Here is a 20,132-nt window from a genome sequence, read left to right as displayed (position 1 = left end):
ACAAAACTTATTTGACTTTACCAAATAAAATTGCAGCTAATTACTATAAAATCAGCAGGTTGAATTTACTTATAATGGTGATGTCTATTCCACATTATCGCCTTAGCGTGTCCGCTGAATAGTTACCACACCGACGCGATAAAGCAGAACCTTATCCCAGCGGAGGTTACTCCAGCACAAGCGAGTATAATTTACGCCAACGAAGCCGATGTGCTGAATGTAGCGATGTTTGGTGTAACGGCAAAGCAATGGCGCGAAACCAATCCCGATCTCAAAGGGAACATACGTGACTACGCTACAATCAATGAACTTATCTGCCTGTCTAGTATGGAAAACCTCAATGCGGTTTTCATTGAGCAGGGCATGACGCAGAGCGAGCGACTTGTAAAGCTGAACCAGATAGCCATTCATCAGATGAGCGTACTGGAAAGTGGTGACAATGATAGAAAATTATTGAAATAATATATGATATGATTCAATTTATTGAAAGAGGTGACATATTCAATATTGTTGGCGTAAACAACTATGCACATGGTTGTAATTGTGCCGGAGTAATGGGAAAAGGAATTGCTTTACAGTTCAAAAATAAATATCCTAAGATGTATTCCGAATATCGTGTCATGTGCAAGACCGGTTTGTTCAATCCCGGTGATGTCTTTGATTACAATTATGGCAACGGGCACATATATAATCTTGGCACACAAGTGTCTTGGAAAACAAAGGCTCTGTTGGAGTATATTGAAAATTCGGTTGAGCGAATGCTTGAGTTAGCGGCTTCGGACAACGTAACCAAAATAGCCCTTCCAGCAATAGGTGCCGGATTAGGTGGGCTGAATTGGAATGATGTGAAAGAAATTCTGAATAGGGTCTCTGCGAACTATCCTAATATTGAATTATATGTAGTCGAGGCTTACGGCTGATTTAATATTTGTCTCTCTAATCATCATGAAGAAATCCTCCTTGGTGATCTTGGGGGGTGTAGTGCTCCATGGCCCATGAGATGAGGGCGGTGAGATGGGGCATGAGGGTGTGGGCGAGGGGGGTGAGGGAGTATTCGACTCTGGGTGGTATTTCGGCGTGGATGTGGCGCGAGACGAGGCCCGAGGCTTCGAGATTTTTAAGGGTCTCGGTGAGCACTTTGGGTGAGATGTCGGGGATGGCACGGCCGATGGCGTTGAAGCGTGTGGCTTGGTTTTCGGAGAGCACACACAGTATGAGCATCGACCATTTGCCGGTGAAGCGTGAGAGGACGTTGCGCACGGGGCAGGTGTCGATGCGTGTGTATTTTTTTAGATTTTCTTGTAGGGGTAATGCGTTCATATTCAAAATTACTTACCTGAGGGTAACTGTGTTACGTTTTGGTAACCTCTTGCATTATAAAGATTTAACCGCTAACTTTGCACTATCGAAACGAAAGCGGCTTTCGATAGCAAAGTTAATAATCATTATTAAAATACACAAGTAATCATGAGCGAAGTAAAGATTCTTGACAGCGGGGCTAAGTATAGCCACGTGTCGGCTGGTAAATTGAAGGGTTTTGAAGGCAAGCAGTTTGTAAAGGATGCATCGGGTGCCACATCGTGTGAGATTTCGTTTGGCTCGCTTCCGACCGGGGTTGCGGTGCCGTTCTTTCACAGCCATAAGGCAAACGAGGAGAATTATATAATCCTTTCGGGCGAGGGACGCTTTCAGGTGGACGATGCGGTGTTTGACATCGCAGAAGGTTCCGTGATACGTGTTGCCACCAACTGCGACCGCAATCTTTGCTGCACTTCGCAGGAGCCTCTTACATATATATGTATCCAGGCCAAGGAGGGCAGTCTTGAGGGTTACACTATGACCGATGCCGAAATCACAGAGCGCGCATCATTGCTGTGACGAATGAATAACGTTTTATGCCCCGGACACTTGTGTTACGGGGCATTTTTTGTACATTTGCGTCTGTTTCGATCAATCGTATAATCCCACATCAGATATGAGCAGCAGCCAAAGAACTGACAATATATTCCTATGCCGATGGAGCGACACCAAGTCGCGAATCTATTTTGTGTTAGGTTTTGGTGGATTCTACCCCGCTGTAATATTATGGGAGGCATTCAAGACACACTTGTGGGTATTATATTGTTTGGGTGGAGGGTTTATTGTGTTACTGACTGTTCTCGTATGGCTTTTCATGCAGTCTGTGAGCAAGAGCCGTTATGTAGTGACCTCCGACGGGTATCTCGAGGCCCGTTATTATGGCCGCAGGACAGTGAGATATCCGATAGCTGAAATTGAATGGGTAAGAATGATTGATGATGACAATCGCCACTCGTCTCTGCCGCGTTATTTCACTTATCCTATATCCTTTGGCCGTGGCGGTGACATTGTTCCGGACACAGGCGTGCTTGTCAGTTTCAACCGGCGATGGTACAAAAGCGTCTGTCCTGTATTGTTTCACCCCATTGATTCCGAAGGGCTGATGCATGCTCTTCTGGCCTGCAACCCGTCAATAAAGATGATGTGAGAGCATTGACGGAATCTTTTGGAGACAATTAAAATTCTCTTAATCAATGGATATAAAAAAATAAGTTGTGTCGCTATGACAGCGGCACAACTTATTTTTTATTAAGCAGAGACGAATTTATTTGCCGGTTGCGTAGGCGGGGAGGGTGCGGTAGTCACGCGAGTAGCGGAGCACCTGGGGCAGATAGTCCTCGCCATAGGTGATGGTCACGTCGGTGATGTTGCCGTCCTTGTCGGTCACGGGGGTGTAGACGGGGTTGACAAATCCGCGATAGGGAGCTATGTCGAGCTTGGCGTAGCGGTCAAGCACTTCTTTGTGAAGCTCGGGGTCGACCTTTACGGCATATGTCTCGACGAGTTTGGCTCCGGCGGCATAGTCGCCCTCGCTCTTGATGCGCTGCACTTCGGCAAGGAGCTGACCGATGAGTTCGCGCATCTTGGTGTAGTCGTTGATTTTGATATAGGTCTTGCCGTCGCGCTTCACGAGTTCGATTACGTTGTCGGGCTGACCTTTCTCAAACACCCACTTGGAGATGAGCTGACGGTTGCGCATATGGGCCTCCTCGATGTCCTTGCCGGGCTCAACTCGGGTGAGCTGGGTCATGAGACCGTTGAGGATATACTTGTAATATTCGGCCTTGTAGGCTTCGGGATTGTCGAGCAGACCGAGCTCGATGAGTTTGGGATCGGCCAGATAATAGAGCGCGAAGAGGTCGGCGCGGGCTTCCTCGAGAGTGGAGCCGTGGGCTTTGAGCGCGCCCGGGTCAACACCGGGGAGCAGACGGCCCGATGCGTGGCCGAGACATTCGTGCAGGTCGGTGTGGAGGTTGTCGGTGATGAAGAGATATTTGTCCATGAGGTCAGCGGTCTCCTGATCGATGACAAACTCTTCGTTGAATCCGTTGCCGTGCGAAGCCTGGTCGTAGGCTTCGGTAATGTTTTCGAGCGTAACGGACTTAGAGCCGTGGGCGGCGCGTATCCAGTTGGAGTTGGGGAGATTGATGCCGATGGGGGTGGCGGGATATGCGTCACCGGCCAGGATGGCGGCGGTGATTACTTTGGCACTCACACCCTTTACCTCGTCCTTGCGGAAACGGGGGTCGACGGGCGAGTTGCCCTCAAACCATGCGGCGTTGTCGGCTATGATCTCGGTGCGGTGGCTGGCCTCGTTGTTTTTGAAGTTGACGATCGACTCATAGGCTCCGGTCATGCCGAGGGGGTCGCCGTAGTCCTCGATGAAACCGTTGATAAAGTCGATGCGGCTCTTGGTGTCCTCGGCCCATGCGATGGAGTAGGTGTCGAAGTCCTTGAGGTCGCCCGAGCGGAAGTAGGTGATGAGTTTGGTCACGATATCCTTCTGAGCGTCGTTTTCGGCATAGGGGAGAGCCTTCTCGAGATTTTCGACGATGCGCTCGAGAGCGGGCGAGTAGAGTCCGCCCACCTTATATATCTGTTCGGCTACCTTGCCGTTTTCTTTGACCACGCGGGCGTTCAGTCCCCACGACACGGGGGTGAGGTCGGTGGTGTCCTTGAGAGCGTTGTAATAGGCCTCGACTTCGGCCTGGTTTACACCGTCATAGAGATTGTTGGCCGAGGTGAGTATGAGGTCCTGTCCTTCGGCCTGGTTGACACGCTTGGGCATCACCGTGGGGTCGAAGATTACGGGCATGAGCAACTCGATGTCGGTGACGGTGCCTTCGGGGAGGGCGGCGGCCTGTGAGGCGAGCCATTCCTGCGAGAAGCCGGGCTTGAACTTGTCCATCGAGTAGTGGTGGTGTATGCCGTTGGCAAACTCTATCTGCTTGAGATAAGTCTCGAGGGCCTTGAAGTCGGAGTCGTTACGGTCGCCCTTGTAGTTGGTGTAGACCCCTTCGATGAGGTCGCGGATGGCGAGGTTGTATTTACCGTTCTGATCCCACAGCATGTCGCGGCCGGCGATTGCAGCCTCGGTGAGATAGTAGATGAAGATGCGCTGCTGAGGGGTGAGTTCCTCAAACCCGGGCACCTGATAGCGGAGCACCTCGATGTCGGCGAAGCGGTCGGCGGTGTAATCAAAGTCGGCCGGCGTGGGCTTGTTGTTGCCCTGCGAGCAGGATGACATGATGGCTAATGAGGCCATGGCTGGAATGATTAGTTTTTTAGACAGCATTATGGAGAATGGTTTTAAAAGGTATGGATTTCAGGTATGTCAGTGATGTTATTCGACCGCGAGGACGAGGCCTTTGAGGTATTCGCCTTCGGGGTGATAGATGTTGACGGGATGGTCGGCCGGCTGTGTGAGCTGATGGAGTATGCGCACCTTGCGTCCCGACTGTGCGGCCGCAGTGAAGACGGCCAGGCGGAACTGTTCGCGCGAAATGGCCTGTGAGCACGAGAATGTGAAGAGTATGCCGCCTGGTGCTATCTTGCGGAAGGCTGCGGCATTGATGCGACGGTAGCCCACCATGGCGTTTTTGATCGCGCTGCGGTGTTTGGCAAAGGCCGGCGGGTCGAGGATGATGAGGTCATAGGCTCCGTCGGGCATGTCGGCGAGATATTTGAAGGCGTCCTGTGCGTAGGATTTGTGGCGGGTGTCGCCGGGGAAGTTAAGCTCGATGTTGGCGTCGGTGAGGGCCACGGCCTTGGCCGAGGAGTCGACCGAGTGGACCAGAGTGGCTCCTCCGCGCATGGAGTAGACTGAAAAACCGCCCGTGTAACAGAACATGTTGAGCACTCTCGCTCCCGCGCTGTAATGTTGCAGCAGGGCGCGGTTGTCGCGCTGGTCGACAAAGAAGCCTGTCTTCTGGCCTTTGAGCCAGTCGATGTTGAATTTCAGTCCGTTCTCTATGGCTATGTTAGTCTCGAAGCCTCCGATGATATAGTCGTTGACGGGGTCGAGACGGGCCTTGTAGGGGAGGGTGGTCTCCGACTTGTAATAGACGTTGCGTATGCCTGCTCCGTCAAGCTCGGTGAGGGCTTTGGCAATGGTGTGGCGGGCATAGTGCATGCCGGGCGAATGGGCCTGGAGTACGGCTGTATTGCCGTAGACGTCGACCACGCAGCCGGGCAGGAAGTCGCCTTCGCCATGCACGAGGCGAAATGTGGTGTTGTCGGGACGTATCAGTCCGAGGCGTTCGCGCAGGGCCCAGGCCTGAGCGAGGCGTTCGCGATAGAAGTCGTCGGAAATCTCTATGTCGTCGGACGAGAGCATGCGTACGGCTATCGAGCCTATCTCATAGTGGCCCACTCCGAGCACACGTCCGTCGGAAGCTACGACACGCACGGTGTCGCCTTCCTCAATCTCTTGTGGAAGGTTGGCGATGGCTCCTGAGAATACCCAGGGATGAAAGCGCAGGAGTGATTCCTCCTTGCCGCGTTTGAGTGTTATAGTAATCATTATTACTTGCCCTTTATTACTTGCCCTTTATTACTTGCCCTTCGGGCAAAGGTTATAAGGTTATAAGGTTAGTTTTGCCCTTCGGGCAAAGGTTATGGGGTTATAAGGTTAATAAGTCCTTCGGACTATGGGGTTAATAATGCTCGTCGGGTGATGGTTATAGGAGTTATTCAGTTGAGAAGGTTAACCTTATAACCTCATAACCTTATAACCTTTGCTCTTTGAGCAAGTATATTACTTGAAGAATGCGCGGAATATGTCGTTGCCGTTGGCGTAGAGCAGGAGCAGGAGCAGGAAGCCCATGCCTACGTATTGGGCTGCGATGAGCACGTTTTCGGGCACTTTGCGGCGGGTCACCACCTCCCAGAGCAGAAACATGATGTGTCCGCCGTCAAGGCCGGGAATGGGGATGATGTTCATGAAAGCAAGGGCTACCGAGAGAAATGCGGTGATTTCCCAGAAAGACAGCCAGTTCCAACGCTCGGGAAACATGTTGCCTATCGTGCCGAAGCCGCCGAGACTCTGTGCGCCTTCCGAGGAGAAGACGTGTTTCATCGACCTTACATAGTTGGTAAGCGTGGATGTGCCTATCTCCCAGCCTTTGGGGAACGACTCGAAGAAGCCGTAGTCGATGGTCACAGGAGGATAGACGGCCGTGATGGGGCGCAACTGGAGGCCGAGTTTGCCATACTCGTTGGGTGTCACGGGCAGGGTGATTTTCCTGCCGTCACGCTCGATGGTGACATTGACCTCCTTGCCGGCATAGGCTTCGAGGGCGGGGGTGAGTTCGGTGAATGTGGGTGTGGCCACAGTGTCGACAGCTATGATGTGGTCGCCCTCCTGCATGCCGGCTTTGGCGGCGGCTTCGCCCGGGACGAGACGGTCGATATAGACCGGCAGTCGATAGGCCATGAAGCCTTTTTCGTCGTTGATACGGAATATGAAGTCGGAGGGGATGGCTATGTCTACGGTATCCTTGCCGTTGCGGAGCATGGTTACGACTTTGGCCTCGACCATGCGCATCATGTAGTCGCCGTCGGCAGCGTCGAGTTTTACGCCGTCGGCCATGAGAGGTATGTCTCCGTTGCGGAAGCCTACCTTCTGGGCTGCGGGCACGAAGTCAAAACCTTCGGTGGCTACGTCAAAGGGGATGTATTTGGCTCCCCAATGGGCGGCGATGCCTGCATAGATGAGTATGGCGAGGATGAAGTTAAACAGTACTCCGCCAAACATCACGAGCAATCGCTGCCAAGCCGGTTTGGTGCGGAACTCCCATGACTTGGCTTCGTCGCTGAGCTGTGTGTTGGTCTCGTCAATCATGCCGTTGATGGCGCAGTAGCCTCCCAGCGGCACCCATCCGATGCCGTAGATGGTGTCGCGCCATGAGGTCTTGTCGCAGGCCGGATCGGCGGGGTGGGGCCGGCCTACCGAGAATGACAGCGCGGCATGGTCGGGGGTGTGTTTCTCTTCGTCGCCTTGTCTGACGAAGAGACCTACGCGGTTGGTGCGCGGGTCGTAACGCAGCAGACTGAACTTCGGGTTGAAGAACATGTAAAACTTGTCGACCTTGATTCCGAAGATGCGGGCGAAGATGTAGTGGCCAAACTCGTGTATGATGACGAGAAAGGCCAGGGCGATTATAAACTGGAGAGCTTTTATGATAAATGATTCCATGTTTTTACTTGCCCTTCGGGCAAAGGTTATGAGGTTATAAGGTTATTACTTGCTCTTTGAGCAAAGGTTATAAGGTTATGGGGTTATGAGGTTATAAGTGGGATGTATTAACTCTAAACTTTAAACTTTCAGCTCTAAACTCTTAACGTGCCTGTGGCATTTGCGGCGGGCATAGTCGATGGTGGCGTGGTGGGTGGCCACATAGTCGTCAAGCGAGGGTGAGGCGATGAAGGGAATGTCGCACAAAGCATCGGTGATGGTGTCGTAGATGCCGTGAAACGAGATTTCGTCGCGCAGGAATGCTGCGACTGCCACTTCGTTGGCCGCGTTGATGATACATGCCGTGTTGCCCCCCTCGGTGAGAGCTCGCGGGGCGAGCGTGAGACATGGAAATTTCACCGGATCGGGGGTCTCGAAGGTGAGTTGAGCATAGTCGCTCAGACTCAGCGGACGCTCGCCGCTGGGCAGACGGGAGGCGTCACCGAGGGCATAGCGTATGGGCAGGTGCATGTCGGGGATGCCGAGTTGGGCCTTGACGGCTCCGTCGACATATTCCACCATAGAGTGAATGATGGACTGGGGATGCACTACGGCCTCGATTTTTTCGGGAGCTACGTCAAAGAGCCATCGGGCCTCGATGATTTCAAAAGCCTTGTTGAGCATGGTTGCCGAGTCAATGGTGATTTTGGCTCCCATCTGCCAGCGCGGATGCTTCAGGGCCTGGCGTGCAGTGACTTTGGCTGTCTCCTCATGAGTCCATGTGCGGAAGGGGCCGCCCGAGGCGGTGATGATGAGTTTCTTGACAGTTGCAGGGTCCTCGCCTTTCAGACACTGGTATATGGCCGAGTGTTCGGAGTCGACGGGGATGACTGTCGATGATGACTCGCGCAGCAGACGTGTGACCAGTTCGCCGGCCACCACGAGAGTCTCCTTGTTGGCCAGGGCTATCTGCTTGCCGGCGCGTATGGCACGTATGGTCGGGAGCAGACCGCTGTAGCCTACAGTGGCTGTGACCACGGTGTCGAAGTCGGGTCGCTCCATTGCGTCGGCCATAGCCATCTCGCCGGCGGCAGTCTCGATGCCCAGCGGCTCAAGGGCCTCTTTGAGAAGGGAATATTTGCTTTCGTCGGCAATCACGGCAAGGGCCGGACGGTGGCGCATGGCCTGCTCGATGAGCAGCTCCACGTTGCGTCCGGCAGCGAGCACCACGGCACGGAAACGGTCGGGAAACTGTGAGATAATATCGAGTGTCTGGGTGCCTATCGAGCCTGTTGAGCCGAGCACAGCTATGTTGTGAGGCATAGTTATTGTTTGGGTTTAAAAGGCTTGGAGAGTGTGGTTACGAGCCGGATTCTCCGCGCTTTTTGAATGTTAAGGATTGGTTTTTATGTGCAAAAATACGCATTTTCCCTCACATAGCCATGACATTAACTTTGTTTATATATATTGGACGAAGGCTTTACTTCCGGATGAAATGTCGTAACATAACAAATCTTCTCGATTTTTTGTTTCTTAAGATAAGAAATGTCGGGCTTTGGCACGATGTTTGCTTTGTTTGTTGTATATTTGCATCTGAACACTTTAAATTAAATGACTGACAATATCAATCTTTTTGACAATATAGACCGTTATCTTGCCCAGGGGCGCGTGAGCGCGGCTCTCGGCGAGCTTGACAATGCTGTGGCCGCTTATCCCGAGCTGGGCCGTTATTCGGGCGAGCTTGAAGGGCTGCGTCAGGGCTACGGCTACATGTCGGCCTACGCACTTCAGGGGCTTCCCGATCCGGGGTTGGCCGAGGCGCATGCCGGTGTGACAGAGGGTATACGCTCGCTTGCCGACTCAATGCATCGCACTCTGCGTATGAAGGATGCTCCGACGCTCTATTTCAATACTTTGCGCTATGAGCAGACCGCGCCGGCCGATATGCTGGTCACGTTGCTTGACGATTATGCCAAGACTAATCAGAAACTGTCGCTGGCGGCTCTTACCGAAAATCCGGCCAAGGCTTCGCGGGAGTTTGCCGCGAAGGCCGAGCAGTTGGAACGCCGCATATTCAACCGCGTGTGGACCATCGGATCTCTCGCCGGACCCGACGAGGTGTCGCTGCGCGGGGCTATGGACGACATGTCGCTCCCGTCGTATTTCAAGTCGCTGATGGTCAGCGCGGTGTTTATGGGGCTGATGGAGCAGTATGACGAGCGCAGGATGCTGTTTCTGATGGATGCCTATGCGTCGGCCGACGATGAGGTGTCGGTGAGGGCTCTCTGCGGGATGCTCGTGGGGATGTGGCTCTATCGTACGCGCCACATGTCGCAGCGTCTGCGCAATCGCCTGGCCGCTCTCAAGGATATGCCGGGATGGACTCGCGACGTGCGCATGGCCACGATGCAGTTTGTGCGTTCGCGCGACACCGAGCGCATCACGCGCAAGTTTAACGAAGAGGTCATCCCCGAGATGATGAAGCTCCGTCCGGAGATAGAGAAGCTCAAGGACCATCCGCTCGACCCGGAGGCCATGGAGGAGAATCCCGAATGGGCCGAGATGCTCGAAAAGTCGGGTGTGGCCGACCGTCTCAAGGAGTTGCAGGAGCTTCAGGAGGATGGCGGTGATGTGATGATGGCCACTTTCGGGCGGTTGAAGACCTTTGCTTTCTTCAACGACATCTCCAATTGGTTCATGCCCTTCCGCACCAATCATCCACAGATAGCGTCGGGCGATGTGCCCGAAATCGACGCGCTGGTCGAAGTGATGGGTAACATACCGATGTTTTGCGACAATGACAAATATTCCATAGCTCTGTCGCTCGGCCAGATACCGCCGGCTCAGCGCGACATGATGCTCTCGCAACTGCGCATGCAGAGCGAGCAGCTCGATACGGTGCGTATGGCCGGAATGGGGGGCAAGCGCGGCGGCCGTGAGGAACTGGCCACCAACTATGTGCGCAACCTATACAGGTTTTTCAAACTGTTCAGGCGCAAGGGCGAGTTTTCCGACCCCTTTGCCATCGGACTCAACATACCCGCTATACCCGCGCTGGCTGATGAGTTTGACGACGCCGACACGCTCATGGTCATAGCTGAATTTTATTTCAAGCGTGGTTATTATGCCGACGCGCTCGACGTGTTCGGCCGTCTCGACTCGATGTCGGCCCCGTCGGCCGCCATCTGTCAGAAGATGGGCTACTGCGAGCAGCAGCTCGGACGTCCGTCGGCCGCTCTGCGTCATTACGAGCAGGCCGACATGCTCGACTCGTCGAGCAACTGGACGGTGAGACGTCTGGCCTGGTGTTACCGCACGCTCGGGCAGTGGGACAAGGCCCTGGAGTGTTACCGCCGTCTGGCCGAGGAACGTCCCGACGATGTGAATCTCGCACTCAACACAGGCCTGTCGCTCGTAAAGTTGCGCCGTTATGACGAAGCGTTGCAATATCTGTTCAAGGCCGAGTTTCTCGGTTCGGGCACGGAGAAGGCCACCCGCGCGCTGGCCTGGTGTACGCTCCTCGGTGGCGACTATGACCGCTGTGTCAAATACACGGCCACGCTTCTCGCCGGAGCCTCGCCACGTCCCGGCGACTATATCAACGCCGGACACCTGAGTCTGCTCACCGGCCATCCCGGCGAGGCTGTCGACCATTATGTCGATGCCATCAAGGCCATGGATGGTGATGTTGACCGCTTCATGCGCACTCTTAATGACGATCGCCTGACGGTGACGGCTCTTGCCGATGTCGACCCGAGGCTGATGGCTATTGTCATGGACAAGTCAATCGCGGTAAGTTCAAATTAAACACATAAAATAAAATACAGTGCAAAAAAACATCCTGGCGGCTGTAGCCGTCGCAACAAGCATTATGACACAAGCTCAGAATCCATTTTTCGAGGAGTTCAAAGGCACTCCTCACGGCACGGCACCGTTTGACCGTATAGACATATCGCACTATGAGCCGGCGGTAGACCGCGGCATCAGGCTCGGACTCAAGGCCATTGACGACATCGTGGCCAATCCGGAGGCTCCGACGTTTGAAAACACCATCGTGGCCCTCGAAAATTCGGGACGCGAACTTGACCGAGTGCTCAATGTGTTTTATCCCCTCGAGTCGGCTCTCAGCGACGACGCTGTGATGGAACTGTCGGTGAAACTCACTCCGCGTCTGTCGGACTACTCCACCTCCATCTCGCTCAACGAAGGGTTGTGGAAGCGCATCAAGGCCGTGCATGACAGTGCTGACACCACGCGTCTCTCGGCCGAGGACAAGATGCTGCTCAAGCGCACCTATGAGTCGTTTACCCGCAACGGCGCGCTTCTCGAGGGTGCCGACCGCGAGACTTATAGCAAACTGTCGTCGCGTCTGAGCGAGCTGACCACCATGTTTGGCCAGAATGTGCTCAAGGAACTCAACACCTATAAGATATGGCTTACGGCCGATGATCTCGACGGTCTCACCGAAAGCTCCATCGAGGCCGCCGCGCTTGCAGCCAAGGAGGAGGGCCGCGAAGGAGAATATCTCTTCACGCTCGATGCTCCGGTGTATATGTCGTTCATGAAAAACGGCTCGCGCCGCGACCTGCGAGAGAAGATGTATAGGCTTTACAGCGGCCGCAACTCCAAGGGAGAGTATAACAACATCCCTGTGCTCAAAGAGATTGCCGCCACACGTCTTGCCATCGCCAAGCTGCTCGGCTATAAGAATTATGCCCAGTATAAGCTGGCCAACACCATGGCCGCGACTCCCGAGAATGTATACAATCTGCTCAACTCGCTGCGCGACGCCTATCGCCCCGCGCAGAAAAAGGAGTTTGAGGAGCTCAAGGCCTATGCCACCAAGCTCGAGGGCCATCCCGTCGACATCAAGCCCTGGGATTACAGCTATTATTCCAACAAGCTGCGCAATGCCAAGTATGCCTACGACGAGGAGGAGATGCGTCCCTATTTCGAGCTCAACAGTGTGATTGACGGCGTGTTTGGTCTTGCCACCAAGCTCTATGGTGTGACATTTGAGAAGAACAGTGAGATACCCGTGTATCATCCCGACGTCACAGCCTTTGATGTCAAGGATAAGGACGGAAGCTATCTCGGAGTGATATACACCGACTTCTTTCCCCGCGCCAGCAAGCGTTCGGGCGCGTGGATGACCGAGTTCAAAGGTCAGCACATGGAGGCCGACGGCACCGATTCGCGTCCTCATGTGACGATAGTCATGAACTTCACCAAGCCCACCGAGACCAAGCCATCGCTTCTCACACCCTATGAGGTCGAGACATTCCTCCACGAGTTTGGCCACGGTCTGCACGGACTGCTCACCAAGGCAAAATACGGTTCTCTGTCAGGCACCAACGTGCTGCATGACTTTGTGGAACTCCCCTCGCAGTTTAACGAAAACTATCTGACCGAGAAAGAGTTTCTCGACGGCTTCGCACGTCATTACGAGACAGGCGATTCAATCCCCGCCGAACTTGTGGACCGTCTCATAGCCTCCGCACAGTTTGGTGCGGCCTATGCATGTCTGCGTCAGCTCAGCTTCGGACTTCTCGACATGGCGTGGCACACTATCACAGAGCCTGTGGATGACGCTGCCAAGTTTGAGAACGACGCCATTGAGTCGGTGGCTATGTTTGAGCCTATCGAGGGTCTGCAGTTCGCTCCGACATTCAGCCACATATTTGCCGGCGGATATGCTGCGGGATATTATGGTTACAAATGGGCCGAGGTGCTCGACGCTGATGCGTTTGCTCATTTCAAGGAGCATGGCATCTTTGACCGCGAGACAGCCGACTCGTTCCGCGACAATATACTCAGCCGAGGCGGCACCGAGGACCCTGCCGTGCTCTATCGTCGCTTCCGCGGACATGACGCCACTATCGACGCACTGCTCAAGCGCGACGGCATCACTCCGGAGACAACCATCTCGGATGTCAGAAAGAAGGATTGATAACCGATATTGAAGAGATACAAAAGGACAAAAGTCTCAAAAGTCACAAAAGGGATTGAATAGTCTTGGTTGATTATTCAATCCCTTTTGTGACTTTTGAGACTTTTGTCCGTTTGTATCTCATCTCATGTTAAAATACTTCGTGTAAATTCTTCGGGAGACAGGGTCGAGGGGAGCCATGTGATGATCGGGGTGGTGAAGGGGAGGCCGGCACGGGTGTAGGCGTCGGCAAGGCGTCGCTCCATGCCGCGAAACCATGTCATCTGACGCTTGGCAAACTGGTGGATGGCTATCTCGAGCTGCGACACCATTTCGTCGTAGGTGAGGCGGCCTATGAGGTGAAGAGTGAGATATTTGTATTCGAGTCCGTAATATATGAGGTCGTCGGGTGCTATGCCCGAGTCGAGCAGACGTCTCACTTCGTCGAGCATGCCGGCGTCGAGGCGTGCGCGAAGACGTTGGCTGATGCGGAGGCGGCGTGTGTCACGGTCCACGTCAACGCCTATCACGAGAGCGTCGGCTATGGGATGGGGCTCGGCCGAGGCGGCCGCTTCGGGATGCTGATGATAGTATGTCTGAATCTCGATGGCACGTATGGCCCGCTGGCATGTGTCGACGTCGGTGACGTTGTGGAGAGTTTTCATCGAGGCGAGCAGCTCGGTCAGTTCTTCGAGCGATTTGCCTCGGAGCGAGGCCCTGAGCGAAGGGTTTTCGGGCACTTCGGGGAGCGACAGCCCTTTGAGCACGCTCTCCACATATAGGCCGGTGCCGCCGCAGAGTATCGGAGTCTTGCCGCGCGCGATGATGTCGGCATAGGCTTCACGGTAGTCGCGGAGATATTCAAAGAGATTGTATTTATATCCGGCCGGACAAATGTCTATCAGATGGACAGGCACGTCGCCATATTCCTCGAGGTCTTTGCCTGTGCCGAGATCCATGCCGCGGTATATCTGTCGCGAGTCGGCACTGATGATTTCGCCGTCGATGGCGCGCGCCAGGTCGACGGCCCGGCGTGTCTTGCCCGAGGCGGTCGGTCCGGTGATTACTATGAGCTTGTGTTGCGTGCTCATGATTTTACGGTATAGATGCTGCGCCAGAGTTTGCGCAGGCGGAAGAATCGTTTGTCCTCGTTGAGACGCGCCACGTCGAGCCATTTGGGCGAATTGAAGTCCACGTCCCAGTCACATATGCCGTCGAGGCGGAATATGGGGTGATAGTTTTTCACCTTATATAGACGGCGGCCTTCGGCATCGTAGGTTTTCCAAGCCATTGTGATGGTGTGGAGCCGGTGTATCTCCGAGGCGAGCATGGGGGTGAGCTCACGGTTGTGGAGCAGACGCTCTACCTGTGAGAGATTGTACCAGCGACCGCGCAGGGCCGACTTCTCCATGGTCGACGTGGAGTCGGGGCAGCAGATGTAATGAAACGTGTTGCGTTCGCCCGAAGCCTCGCGCGATTCATACATGAAGCGCATCGTGAAGTCTTTGTCGTCCATGCGGCTGATGTCGCGCAGACATGTGGTGGCTTTTTCGATGGAAACCTCTTTGTGATATCCTATTGTCACTGTGGCGGGGGTGTCGTAGAGATAGCCGTCGGGGGTGTCGTTATACTCCTCTTCGCGCGCGAGATAAAATTTGTCGCCCGAGATGAGCAGTATCCTTATGCTTGTCAGTGCACCCTGACTCATGTCGTTGGCATTGTTGTCCTGGCAATAGTAGGCCCAGAGCGTGAAGCAGCGGGCTCCGAGATAGAACACCGAAATCAGATAGAGTATGACGGGTATCCAGCCGAAGAAGAACCGGTCGGGGATGTTGATGTTGACATTGATGTAGAAGTAGGTATAATAGCCCCACGCTATTATGGTGAGCACACCCGAGATGCCGAGCATGAAGTAACGCTGGTAGCGGCTTTCCTGACTGAATATCTTGCCGAGGAGTCCTCGTTCCGAGATGGAGCCGAGATTGTTGACACACCGCTGGCACGCGCTGTAACGCTTGCCTCGGATGTGTGACCATGCTGTGGTGAGAAATAACACCGGGGCCACGATGAGCAGTGTCACAAAGGGTATGGCGGTGTTGATTGTCTCGTCGTCATACAGATACCAGATGACTCCGCGAGCATAGATGAGACTGATTACAATCATTATCAGGGCGGAGTAAAACAGCGAACGTGTGGCGATGGTGAGTATGAGCGGACACACGGCTGTGTGGGAACGCAGCGACGCACGGTCATAGGCAAGCAGACCGCCGGCAAGGGCCAGCGATATGAGGGGGATAAGGAGCGGCCGGATGTATACGCTCAGCAGTATGGGCAGGATTAGTGCGCCTCCTGCGATGACCCAGTTGAGCCACAGATCGAATATTGCGGTTTCGTGAGTGTGATTCTTTGTGGACATGTGTGTATACTTCAGTTGAAGTGAGGTGGGGATGACGGATGGATAGTCGAGGGGCCGAGAGGGATTAAGAGGGTGTTAAAAGTGTTTCTTTTGTTGTATGGCAGGTTTGTATTTACATATTTTTGTTGAAGTAGTCGAGCATTTTGGAGTAAACGTTCAGACGTGTGTCGCAACCGTTGATCGAGTGGTTCATATTGGGGTAAAGAAACATGTCGCAGAAACGGCCGTATGATTGCATAACGGACACATACTGCATAGTGTTTAGGAGGTGCACGTTGTCATCGGCGGTGCCGTGCATGAGCAGTAGCGGTATGTTCATGTCTTTCAGACGGTTGATGGGCGACGATTCACGATAACCTTTTTCATTTTCCTGCGGAGTGAGCATGTAACGCTCGGAGTAAACGGTGTCGTAGTAACGCCAGTCGGTTACCGGGGCGATGGCTACGGCGCAAGCGAAGGGTGATGTCGGTGTGGAGACGGTCATGAGAGTCTGGTAGCCTCCGTAGCTCCAGCCTATGAGTCCTATGCGGTCGGCGTCGATATAGGGGAGCGATGCAGCCCAGCGAGCAGCACCCTGGATGTCGATGGTCTCGTAATGGCCGAGGTTTTTATACACGATTGTCTCCCATTTGCGTCCTTTGCCGCCTGTGCCGCGGGGGTCGACACACATCACCACGTAGCCGTGCATGGCGGCATACTGTGTCCAGTCGACGCTCCAGCGGTCGAGCACCTGCTGCGAGCCGGGGCCGCTGTATTGGGTGATGATGAGCGGATAGCGGCGCGAGGCGTCCATATTGACGGGCTTGATGATATAGGCGTCCATGGTGATGCCTTCGGCTGTGGTCACTGTGATAAACTCGGGCTTGGGGGCCGAGGCATATTTCTGAGCAAGGCCGGCGTTGTCCTCGAGCACGCGCACTTTCTTGTCGGCCGGAGCTGTGTAGAGTGTGCACGAGGGGGGTGTGGTGGCGTTGCTGTAGGTGACTGCATAGTGGTCCATCGAGGGGGCAAACCATGCCGAGGCGTTGCCGTTGGCGGGGGTGAGATGCTTGGTCACGCCTTTGGCGTCGATGCGTGTCACCACGCGGTTGATGGGGCCTGTGGCTGTGGTCTGGAAGTAATAGTTGCCTTTGGCGTCGCAGCCGTAGAAGTCCTTGACGTCATAGTCGCCCGATGTGACGGTCTTGAGCAGTTGGCCCTCGTAGCTGTAGAGATAGGCGTGGGTGAAGCCTGTGCGGGCCGAGAGGAGCAGCATGCCCGAGGGGAGGAAGTTGAGGTTCTCATATGTGTCGGGATTGAGCCATGCGTCGCTCTGCTCGGTGAGGAGCGATTTGCACACGCCCGATTTGGGATTGACCGACAGGAGTTCCATGCGTGTCTGAGCGCGGTCGAGAGTGGTGACTATGAGTCGGCTGTCGGCCTGTGGAGTGTAGCTGATGCGGGGTATGTATTCGATGTCGGAGGCCGGGAGAGAGAGGTCTTTGGTCTTGCGGTTGTCGATGTCGTAGCTGTGGAGCGAGACTTTGGAGTTGGGCTCTCCGGCCACGGGATATTTGTAGGTGAAACTGCCGGGATAGAGGGCATACTGACGCATAGGGTCACAGGCTCCTTCATAGAGGGGGAAGGAGTAGGTAGGCACGTCGCTTTCGTTGTATTTCAGATAGCAGAGCGTAGAGCAGTCGGGAGCCCATGCCATGGATGAGGCTGTCGAGAACTCTTCCTCGTAGACCCAGTCGGGCACGCCGTTGATGACAGCGTTGACGGCTCCGTCGGTTGTGACGGCTACTTCGGTGCCATAGTCGAGCTTCTTGAGATAGATATTGTTGTCGCCGGCCACAAATGCCACCATACGTCCGTCGGGCGAGAAGAGAGGCGCGCGCTGGGGCTGGTGTTCGTCCGAGAGGGGGGTGAGTATGCGGGTGCGCAGTTCGTAGACATAGTAGACCGCGCGGGTGGAGCGGCGATAGATGGGCTCGACTGAGGTGGCGATGAGCAGTTTGGAGCCGTCGGGGCTCAGTGTGAAGTTCTGGATTGATGATATGTTGGCCTGGCGGGTGTGGGTTACATCCATCAGAGTCTCGACCTCGGCCCCGTTGCGTATGTCGTGTTTCACTACGCGCTTGCCGTCGTCAGATAGCCGGAGATAGTTTTGTCCGTCGGGTGTGAAGTAGGGCTTGGACACATAGCGGGCGGTGTTGCCGGGATATACATACGGAGCCATGTCGGCAAAGTCGCTGACATTGGCGCGCTTGGGGGCGGCCGAGAGGCTGAGAAGGCCGGTGGCGGCCATTAATATCGCTGAGGCTAATATCTTCATAATTATCGTGATGCTTGATTGACGGTGGTGGAAGGGGGGGATAGTGCAGAGGCAGAGGTGGCTCAGAAGAGCGAGAGCTGGGCGGCGTTGTCGTTGGAGGGACGGCGCGGGGGCTCGTGGTAGCCGAAGTCGGGGGTGTCCTTCTGGCCCGAGAACCATTCGGTGTTGTCGAGGTCTTCGTCAAGTTTTACTTTCTTGGGGCGTCCGCGTCGGCGTGGAGCCGGACGTTCGGGGGGTGTCTCGGTGGGATAGGCCGCGGCCGACGGCTCGGCCGACATGGATTTGGGGCGGTTTTCAGTGTTGCCGTATGGGGCTGCAGGCGATGAGGTGGCGGCAGCTTTGCCGGCCTCTTCGAGCTGTCGGCGCAACTGCTTGATTTCGTTGCGCAGGCGGTTTTCGCTGTTGGCCTGGTTGTAGAGATTGTTTTCGATGGTGTGGCGCAGCGAGGCGTTTTCCTCGTTGAGCCGGGCTATCTGCTCCTCACGGTCGTTGCACTTGGCATCCTTCAGAGCGTCTTTCAGCTCGATAATGCGGGCCTCGAGACGGGCTTTGACCTGCTCGAAGCTGGCCACCTGGTCGTGTATCTGCTCGAGGGCGAGCTGCTGCTGGCGACAGGTTTCCTCATATTCGTTTCGGGCCGAAGCGGCCTGGTTGCGCAGGTCGTTGAGCATCTCGTCGCTCATGCGGTTTTTGACCTCGAGCTGTTCGCGCAGCGAGGCTTCGTCGGCAATCTGTTTGTCGCGTTCGGCCAGGGTTTTGGAGAGTTCCTCGGAGGCAGTGCCGAGTTTTTCGATAGAGTCGGTCAGTTCCTTTATCTTTGATTCGCGCTCGGAGAGAGACTGTTCGAGCTCTTTGACGCGGGCGTTGGTCGAGTCGATCAGCGCGGCGTCGGCCGGATTGCGCTTGTCGCTGAAGAATTTTTCCTTTTCGGCATGGCTTTTCGCCACCTGAGCCTCAAGGTCGTTGATGCGGTCGAGCAGGGCGCGTTTCTGACGCTCGATGCTCAGTTGGAGCTTGCGGTTTTCCTGTCGCAGTGAGTCGGTGGCCTTGACATCGGCTTCGAGTGAGGTGATGCGCCGCTGCAGACGCTCGCGTTCGGCCGAGTCGTCGGCTTGGTTGTTAGCTGACGCTATCTTCAGGCCTGTGTTGTTGAGACGTTGCTTAAGACTGTCAGACAGAGAGTTGAGCAGATAGGCGCGCTGGGCGTCGGTCGACAGGCATTTGCTTATGAAGTCGGGTTGAGCGGCGTTAAACTGCTCGATAAGTGCGTCAAACAGGTCGCCAGGCAGGTCGGGGTCGGCCACGGTCGGTTCGGCGGCCTTGTCGACATTTTGTTGAGTGGCGGGAGCGTTGTCTTCGCTGCTGTCGTGAGGTTCGGTTTCCGGCTCCGGAGTCTCTGTCTCACGGGTATGCGTGGCCGATGCCGGTGTGGCGGCAGGTTTGGTTATGGCTGTAGTCGTGACAGAGCGCGGTTGCGCTGCATATGTCGGGAGCGAGGAGTCATATTCCTCCTCATCCTCGTCGTTGTCGCCTCCGAACCCAAAGACGTTCAAAACTCCTTTCCAGAATGACATGTCGGGTATGGTATTTTTTTAGGTATAGTTACTTAATTTCGCAAAGTTAACGCAATTTTTGGATAAATTCGAGTATTCGGCTTGAAAAATTATATTGTAACCATTATGTAACATGCATGAGGGTAGGGGAGAGATACAAAAGTTTCAAAAGGACATAAGAAACATAAGTTTTTTATTCAGAAAATGTATGAGAGTGATGGATTGCGGAGAATATATGAAAAAATCAATCCCGCTGTCTCCTGTTATTACTCTCTCTCTGAAGTTGTTTAAACTAATTTGATTTGTGAAATTTTTTAAGGAAAATAACGATAAAAGCGAGGAAATTCCAACCTTTCCAACTGGAGACGGTGGTATCGAAGCGG

15 protein-coding genes and 1 pseudogene are annotated in these 20,132 nt (G+C 54.5%); 6 read left to right on the top strand and 10 right to left on the bottom strand.

All coding sequences use genetic code 11. The annotated features are described in order from the left end of the window. Nucleotides 1-126: 126 nt before the first annotated feature. Both QGT73_RS14030 and QGT73_RS14025 read left to right on the top strand, forming a co-directional pair. Nucleotides 127-462: pseudogene (locus QGT73_RS14030) on the top strand (KilA-N domain-containing protein); the annotation flags it as partial. A gap of 8 nt (nt 463-470) precedes the next feature. Continuing rightward, nucleotides 471-920, top strand: a complete 450-nt coding sequence (locus tag QGT73_RS14025) for a macro domain-containing protein (RefSeq protein WP_280122848.1) — start codon at nt 471-473, stop codon at nt 918-920. A 16-nt stretch (nt 921-936) separates the two neighbouring features. Here QGT73_RS14025 and QGT73_RS14020 read toward each other — a convergent pair whose 3' ends face one another. After that, nucleotides 937-1,320, bottom strand: a complete 384-nt coding sequence (locus QGT73_RS14020; protein WP_280122847.1) for a winged helix-turn-helix transcriptional regulator — start codon at nt 1,318-1,320, stop codon at nt 937-939. A gap of 147 nt (nt 1,321-1,467) precedes the next feature. Here QGT73_RS14020 and QGT73_RS14015 point away from each other — a divergent pair, with 147 nt between their 5' ends. Further along, nucleotides 1,468-1,878, top strand: a complete 411-nt coding sequence (locus QGT73_RS14015; RefSeq protein ID WP_280122846.1) for a cupin domain-containing protein — start codon at nt 1,468-1,470, stop codon at nt 1,876-1,878. Nucleotides 1,879-2,143: 265 nt separating this feature from the next. Next, the gene (locus tag QGT73_RS14010; RefSeq protein WP_280122845.1) at nt 2,144-2,506 is read left to right on the top strand and encodes a hypothetical protein; all 363 of its coding nucleotides are present in this window, start codon (nt 2,144-2,146) and stop codon (nt 2,504-2,506) included. Nucleotides 2,507-2,623: 117 nt separating this feature from the next. Here the strand turns inward: QGT73_RS14010 and QGT73_RS14005 are convergent, their stop codons facing one another. The 4 genes from QGT73_RS14005 to QGT73_RS13990 form a co-directional block, all read right to left on the bottom strand. Next, a complete protein-coding gene (locus QGT73_RS14005; protein WP_425278407.1) occupies nt 2,624-4,654 on the bottom strand; it encodes a dipeptidyl-peptidase 3 family protein in 2,031 nt (676 codons plus the stop codon). Between the two features lie 48 nt (nt 4,655-4,702). Next, the gene (locus QGT73_RS14000) at nt 4,703-5,881 is read right to left on the bottom strand and encodes a class I SAM-dependent rRNA methyltransferase (protein ID WP_425278406.1); all 1,179 of its coding nucleotides are present in this window, start codon (nt 5,879-5,881) and stop codon (nt 4,703-4,705) included. A 234-nt stretch (nt 5,882-6,115) separates the two neighbouring features. Beyond that, nucleotides 6,116-7,555, bottom strand: a complete 1,440-nt coding sequence (gene rseP / locus QGT73_RS13995) for an RIP metalloprotease RseP (RefSeq protein WP_280122843.1) — start codon at nt 7,553-7,555, stop codon at nt 6,116-6,118. A 120-nt stretch (nt 7,556-7,675) separates the two neighbouring features. After that, entirely contained in the window at nt 7,676-8,857 is a 1,182-nt protein-coding gene (locus tag QGT73_RS13990) for a 1-deoxy-D-xylulose-5-phosphate reductoisomerase (RefSeq protein ID WP_280122842.1), read from the bottom strand. A gap of 288 nt (nt 8,858-9,145) precedes the next feature. Between QGT73_RS13990 and QGT73_RS13985 the strand changes: the two genes are divergently transcribed. Together QGT73_RS13985 and QGT73_RS13980 are read left to right on the top strand one after the other, a co-directional pair. After that, entirely contained in the window at nt 9,146-11,341 is a 2,196-nt protein-coding gene (locus tag QGT73_RS13985) for a tetratricopeptide repeat protein (protein ID WP_280122841.1), read from the top strand. A 64-nt stretch (nt 11,342-11,405) separates the two neighbouring features. Then, nucleotides 11,406-13,484, top strand: coding sequence for a M3 family metallopeptidase (locus tag QGT73_RS13980; RefSeq protein ID WP_280122840.1), 2,079 nt, complete (start codon nt 11,406-11,408; stop codon nt 13,482-13,484). Nucleotides 13,485-13,609: 125 nt separating this feature from the next. Here the strand turns inward: QGT73_RS13980 and miaA are convergent, their stop codons facing one another. From miaA to QGT73_RS13955, 5 genes are all read right to left on the bottom strand, one after another. Then, nucleotides 13,610-14,554, bottom strand: a complete 945-nt coding sequence (gene miaA, locus QGT73_RS13975) for a tRNA (adenosine(37)-N6)-dimethylallyltransferase MiaA (RefSeq protein WP_280122839.1) — start codon at nt 14,552-14,554, stop codon at nt 13,610-13,612. Continuing rightward, nucleotides 14,551-15,879 (bottom strand): ABC transporter permease, encoded by a 1,329-nt coding sequence (locus tag QGT73_RS13970; protein ID WP_280122838.1) that lies wholly within the window; start codon nt 15,877-15,879, stop codon nt 14,551-14,553. The genes miaA and QGT73_RS13970 overlap by 4 nt, the downstream gene beginning before the upstream one ends. Nucleotides 15,880-15,991: 112 nt before the next feature. Beyond that, complete coding sequence (locus tag QGT73_RS13965; protein WP_280122837.1) at nt 15,992-18,196, bottom strand: S9 family peptidase; 2,205 nt, start codon at nt 18,194-18,196, stop codon at nt 15,992-15,994. Nucleotides 18,197-18,258: 62 nt separating this feature from the next. Continuing rightward, entirely contained in the window at nt 18,259-19,770 is a 1,512-nt protein-coding gene (locus tag QGT73_RS13960; protein ID WP_280122836.1) for a coiled-coil domain-containing protein, read from the bottom strand. Nucleotides 19,771-19,914: 144 nt separating this feature from the next. After that, on the bottom strand, nt 19,915-20,132 hold a 218-nt coding region (locus QGT73_RS13955), incomplete at its 5' end, for a hypothetical protein (protein WP_280122835.1).

Source organism: Duncaniella muricolitica (genome assembly GCF_910574735.1).
Classification (GTDB): Bacteria; Bacteroidota; Bacteroidia; order Bacteroidales; family Muribaculaceae; genus Duncaniella; species Duncaniella muricolitica.
The sequence above is the reverse complement of the archived record's forward strand: the minus strand, read 5'-3'. Positions and strand labels throughout refer to the sequence as shown.